Below are 5,695 nucleotides of genomic sequence, written 5' to 3'. Positions count from 1 at the left end.
GTTATGAGGTACGTGGTTCTAACATCATTGTTCTGTTTTCTGACCAGCGGTTGTGCAGCAAGAGATCTGTCAGCTATCAGGGGAGAAGTAAGGAATGACCCCGTGGAAGAAGAAATGCTGTGGCAACAAGCACGACAAGCCGAGAAGGCCATTGATGCCAGAGCACATATTTGCAAAGCACCTGCCCTGACAGCATATCTTGCTGAAGTCGTTAGAAAGTTGCAAGTTCAGGAAGCGCCTGGCAATTTTTCCTTCAGAGTGGTGGTTCTCGAAGATCCCTGCCCGGAGGCCTTCTCTTTTCCCAACGGTGTTATCTACATTCATACGGGGATGCTGGCTCAGGCAGAGAGCGAGGCCCAGCTAGCCTTCGTGCTTGCCCACGAGATGTCACACTGCACCTCCAGACATGCCTTGAAAGCCTTGAGATATGCACGGGAGCACGATTCACCAGATGGTGTTTCGTCTCTAACCGAGGCAAACTTGAGTGTTGCACTTCAGTCAGGTTGGCAGGCATCTTCCCTGCATGATTTCAGGCAACAGCTTGAAGCTGAGGCAGACCTGGCAGCTCTTGACTTGCTGGCCAAAGCCGGCTATGACCCTATCGATGCTGTGGGATTGCTCTTGCGGCAGCAAGAGCTGCGAGGGCAGATCCAGACCATGTCTTTGTGTGCAGACAGCTACCCAGACATTGAGGAACGTTTAAAGAGGTGCCAGGCCTTCGTCAAGTCTCTTTTGCCTGGAAGTCGTCCAGCCCGGCCGATGGACAGGGAAAAGTTCCTGCGGCACACGCGAGGGGCACTATTGACCAATGCAGAGATCTATCTGCAAGCTGGCCGTTTCGAATCTGCCAGACAGTACGCCGAAAGATACCTCAATTTTGCCCCAGATGACGCCAGAGGGTACTATCTCCTCGGAGAAGTCTGCCGCCAGCGGGGTGAGGGAGATGATCTGACAACAGCCGGGCAATACTATGAAAAGGCCATTGGTCTCGATCCAGATTTTCCCGAGCCATACAAGGCAATTGGCCTGCTCTACTACAAGAATGGCAGATACTGTCTTGCCAGGAATGCCTTCGCAAGGTATCTTGCCCTGGCTCCGACTGCCACAGACAAGAATTACATTGTGGAATATTTGCAGCAGTGCTCTGAATAGGAACGAGACGACATGAAAAGATATCTCATCCTCCTCCTACTGTGTCTCTTGACTGCGTGTGCTACAGGCAGGCCGCCAGGAGATCCACTGCATTATTCAACTGCAGCTTTTTCCGTGGATATTCCTCGAGGATGGAAAAGAATAGATACCAGCAAGTATTTGCTCATCACCAGAGACAGTCCCTATTTGGAATATATCCTTGTTCAAGAAATCGATGTTGACAGACCTTTCAAACACACAAGCAAGAAATTCAAGAAGGGCATGTTGCCGCAAGAACTGGCCGAAATCATTATTGATGAAATCTCTTCTGATCCTCTAGTGGCCAATTTTCGAGTTTTAGAGAACGATCCTGTGAAGATAAAGCAATACAGAGGTTTTCGTCTGGTGTTCAGTTTCCAGACCCGGGACGGGCTCAAACAGCAGACAATCTACCACGGTTTTCTTATAGACGATACCTTTTACAGCATCAGATACAATACGTCCAAAAGAGAATTTCTCGAGCGAGACCGCGAAAGCTTCAACAAGGTTCTCAACAGCTTCACCCTGTTATCACGCCTCTCCACATAAGGCCAACCCGAGGTTGACGACAGCCTTGCTAATGCAGGCTCTCCCCCAAGAGTTGGGTGTAGAGCATGGCTCTTTCTGTCTCATCTGCGAGATGGGCAATTTGCAGGGCAGTTTCCAGGCGGAGTGAAAGCTCCTTGAAATCGAAGGGTTTGTCTACAAAATCATCAGCTCCCACCAGCAGTGCTTCCGGGACACAGTCTGGATGGGCGGTGGCCACGATTATCGGCACCAGCCTCGTTGTCTCCATCTCACGCAGCCGCTGACAGGTTTCAATGCCATCAGTGCCGGGCATGGTAATATCCAGTAGGATCACTGCTGGACTTTCATTTTTCACCAGGGCGATTGCTTCATCGCCGCTACTGGCTGTTATAGGTTCATAGCCCTGGACGGCAAGAAACCTGCTGAGGATATCTCTAACCTGTGCTTCGTCGTCAACAACCAGAACCTTGTGAGCCATTGTCTTTCTCCCGGCTTGTGCTGAGGGATACCGCCAGTGAGCGGAATAAATCCCTTTAAACTCGATATGCAACAGGCCGGCCAGAGTCATCAGCAGATGGAGGCAATCATGTGAGGTTGCGGCAGCTGCTGCTTTTCCGCTGTGTCGTCCTCAGACATGAAGGCGTCCAAGTCAACCTGAATTTGCGGCCCATTTTGCAATTCAAAAAGCTTTATCTCTCCTATCACATCCTGAGACTCCAGAAAAAGTCCATCTTCATAGAGGCTGGCGATAAGAATATTGTTCATGAACTTTTCTACCAACCGGTCGAGGTAGTGCTCTTCGGTGACCCAGGAATGAGAATTATCAAACTGTCTGACGAGCTGCTCCACTAGATGGCAATCGTAATTGGCAATGTCTTCCAGCAGGGTCATGATTACCCAATTGGGAACTTCCGAGATTCTACAGGATCTATGCTCCGAGGCCCATTTGAGAACTTCACAATCTTTCATCACCTTGTCCGAATGAATGATCGATTCCATATGCCTTTGTCCCTTTCTTCTTTATCAATTATTCACAGGAGTTTGTCGAGCCTAATGCAGAAGCAATGCCAGAACATGGAAAAATTGATTAACAAGCTGATTTACAAGCTAAAAAACGATTTTTCTTCTTGTTGCTCTGGGGGAACCAGGAGACATGCGAGACAGAATGCGTCCCTAGCTGACAGATTTCGTCTCTGTCTAGGAACAGCTCCATATGGTCTGCAGGTTTGCTCAGGGATTTTGCTTATACTGGTTGTCGTCCAGGGCGTGTCGAACTACAGCGAGAAGCTGTTTCACATCATAAGGTTTGGTCACAAAGCCGTTTGCAGAGTCTTTGAAGCTTTCCATGCTCGGATCATCCGGGAAATAGCCACTCGAGATGACCACCCTGACCTGAGGATCGAGCTGACGTAGCTCCTGTAGACACTGTTTACCGCCCATGCCCGGCATGATTAAATCAAGAATGACAAGTTCAATGCCCTGTCCATTTTGGCGATAGATCTCCAGGGCCTTCTCACCATCCGAGGCAAGGAGTACTTCATAGCCAAAGGTGGTGAGTATCTGTTCGCCCAGTTCGCGAATATATTTTTCGTCATCCACAAGCAGTATGGTCTCATTGCCGGCTCTGCAGGAAGAATCAGTGCTTTGGGTGGCGGGTGCCTCCTTTCCTTCCTCCAGGGCGGGCAAGTAGATCCTAAAAGTGGTGCCCTGATTTGGTCGGCTGGAGCAGCTGATAAAGCCCTGATGGCTCTTGACGATGCCGTAGACCATGGCAAGACCAAGGCCTGTACCTCGACCTGGTTCTTTAGTACTGAAGAAAGGCTCGAAGATGTGTTCCAGAGTCTCACTGTCCATACCATGGCCTGTATCTGTAACTTCGAGAAGCACATAGTGCCAGGATTCGGCTCCTGAGTGAAGGCGGCACAATTCTTCATTCAAGACCACATTTCTGGTCTCGATAGTTAATTTTCCTCCGTCGGGCATGGCGTCTTTGGCGTTAACGGCAAGGTTTATCAGAACCTGCTCTATCTGTCCCGGGTCAGCATTGACTATTTTGAGGTCATCAGCCAGTTTCAATTCGATATTGATCATCTTGGGTATAGTTCTTTCCAGAAGCTTTTGGACCTGGCCTATTTCCTGATTCAAATCCAGTGGCCGTCTGTCACTTTCCATATTGCGGCTGAAGGTGAGCAGTTGTTTGGTGAGGTCGCCTCCTCTCTTGGCAGCCCGGGCAATTTCTTGAAGTTCCCGCCAGCCCTTATCATCGGCTTTGGTCTGCAGCAGCAATAGTTCTGCATAGCCCTGTATAGCCTGGAGTAGGTTGTTGAAATCGTGGGCAATACCGCCTGCCAGGGTCCCCACAGCCTCCATTTTCTGGGCCTGACGTAGCTGCGCCTCCAGACACTTCTGCTCGCTTATGTCTCGCAGGTTGATCACACTGCCTACAGGCTCACCATTCTTGTCTCGGTAGATGGCTCCACTGATGCTGACTGGAATTATTTTCCCTTCTTTGGTGAATCGCTGCGTTTCTATGCCAGAAAAACTCTCTCCCGCCAGCACCTTGTCGATCATCATTTTGGTTTCAGACCAACATTCTTCCGGCACGAAGAGATCCATTTTTTTTACCAGCCTCTCCTCTAGAGACCAGCCGAATACTCGAGTAAAGGCAGGATTGAAGTAGAGGACCCTTCCCTCGATATCGTAGACAACCACTGGATCCGGATTGGCCTCCAGCACAGTGCGGTAGGTTTCCTCACTCTCCCGCAGGGCCTGTTCAGTACGCTTGCGCTCCTCGATTTCCTCTTTGAGTCGTTCATTGGCTTTGACAAGTTCAGCGTGGGCTTCCTCGATGCGGGCCTCGAGTTCGGCCTGCAGAGACAGTAGCCTGGATTCCTGTTTCCATTTTTCGCCCAGAGCATAGGCAAAATGTCTTATTTCTTCAGCTGCAAAGGGTTTGCGCAGGTAAAGGAGTTTGTCAGCAGGGGGTACGCGTTTGACAATTTCTTCGGGAGGTATGTCAGAAAGTCCGGTTACTATAACAATAGAAATCCTTGGATCTATGGCGCGGATCTGTTCTGCTGCCCAGACGCCGTCCCGTCCAGGAGGAAGCAGAATATCAAGGAAAACAACAGAATATGGGTCTTGAGAAGCAGAACCTTCCTGGATTATGGCAACCGCTTCTTCAGCCTGTTTACAGTAGGTTACTTCTAGCTTGCTGCCTGTCACCTCAGGACAGAGAAACTCACGGTAAAGATCAAGTATGTCCTCCTCGTCATCTACAGCAAGGACACGCACGGGTGAAGAAGGTGTTATATCCATGCTTCTGCTACCTCATTCTCTTGACTCAGCAGCAATTCCCGCAACAGACAAAGACGGGAATTTCAACGCTGTACAACTCGTAAGAGGAAAATTGTCAGCGATCGGGAGGAATACACGGCTCTCTCTTTATGGGCTATTGACAAAACAGTCAGACTTGTCACCGCGCTCCCTCTAGTTCACCAGTTAGATTGTGGCCACCGCCCCAGGTTATCTGGCTGCCAGAGTGGCGGTTATTCTGGGGGCAAATCTGCCTTGCGCAGTAGTGCGGCAAGAATTGCCTCCAGAGTCCTTACTCTGGCAAATTGGTGACAATTTGTGGGCCATAAGGCACGGTAGTGGTGTTGGCTGGTCTGCCGACATGGCCCCATCAGTTGAATCAGGCAAGGATTAGCCGCCATAATTCGCTGCCAGCATTACAATAAGATCATAGAAAGCTTCGGGCGTAAGATAAACCAGAGTAGGTTCAGGCCCAAAAGAGAGCTGGTCTCCAGGGGACAGTTCGTATCTCGAGTCTCGAGAAAGTCTTTGCCTGTTCAGAAATGTGCCGTTCCTGGAGGCAAGATCCGCCAGGTATATTTTGTTTTCAGAGGCTGCCCAGTGGAGTATGGCATGATGTCTGGAAGTCAACCTGTGGTAGAGCACGATGTCATTGTCTGCTGCTCTTCCTACAGTTATGGTA

At 49.9% G+C, this 5,695-nt stretch carries 6 protein-coding genes; 2 read left to right on the top strand and 4 right to left on the bottom strand.

Going from position 1 to position 5,695, the window contains the following annotated elements; translation table 11 throughout:
* The first annotated feature begins 102 nt into the window (after positions 1-102).
* The gene (locus JRI89_16390) at positions 103-1,152 is read left to right on the top strand and encodes a M48 family metalloprotease (protein MBW2072813.1); all 1,050 of its coding nucleotides are present in this window, start codon (positions 103-105) and stop codon (positions 1,150-1,152) included.
* A gap of 12 nt (positions 1,153-1,164) precedes the next feature.
* Entirely contained in the window at positions 1,165-1,719 is a 555-nt protein-coding gene (locus tag JRI89_16385; protein ID MBW2072812.1) for a hypothetical protein, read from the top strand.
* Positions 1,720-1,747: 28 nt separating this feature from the next.
* Here the strand turns inward: JRI89_16385 and JRI89_16380 are convergent, their stop codons facing one another.
* The 4 genes from JRI89_16380 to JRI89_16365 form a co-directional block, all read right to left on the bottom strand.
* Positions 1,748-2,176, bottom strand: a complete 429-nt coding sequence (locus tag JRI89_16380) for a response regulator (GenBank protein ID MBW2072811.1) — start codon at positions 2,174-2,176, stop codon at positions 1,748-1,750.
* An 89-nt stretch (positions 2,177-2,265) separates the two neighbouring features.
* Positions 2,266-2,697, bottom strand: coding sequence for a hypothetical protein (locus JRI89_16375; GenBank protein ID MBW2072810.1), 432 nt, complete (start codon positions 2,695-2,697; stop codon positions 2,266-2,268).
* Positions 2,698-2,928: 231 nt separating this feature from the next.
* Positions 2,929-5,016 carry a response regulator gene (locus JRI89_16370; protein ID MBW2072809.1) on the bottom strand — a complete coding sequence of 696 codons (2,088 nt, stop codon included), beginning with the start codon at positions 5,014-5,016 and terminating at the stop codon, positions 2,929-2,931.
* Positions 5,017-5,403: 387 nt separating this feature from the next.
* On the bottom strand, positions 5,404-5,695 hold a 292-nt coding region (locus JRI89_16365; GenBank protein MBW2072808.1), incomplete at its 5' end, for an FHA domain-containing protein.

Source organism: Deltaproteobacteria bacterium, from assembly GCA_019309045.1.
Taxonomy (GTDB): Bacteria; Desulfobacterota; Syntrophobacteria; order BM002; family BM002; genus JAFDGZ01.
Note: the sequence above shows the minus strand (reverse complement) of the source record. Positions and strands in the feature narration are given on the sequence as shown.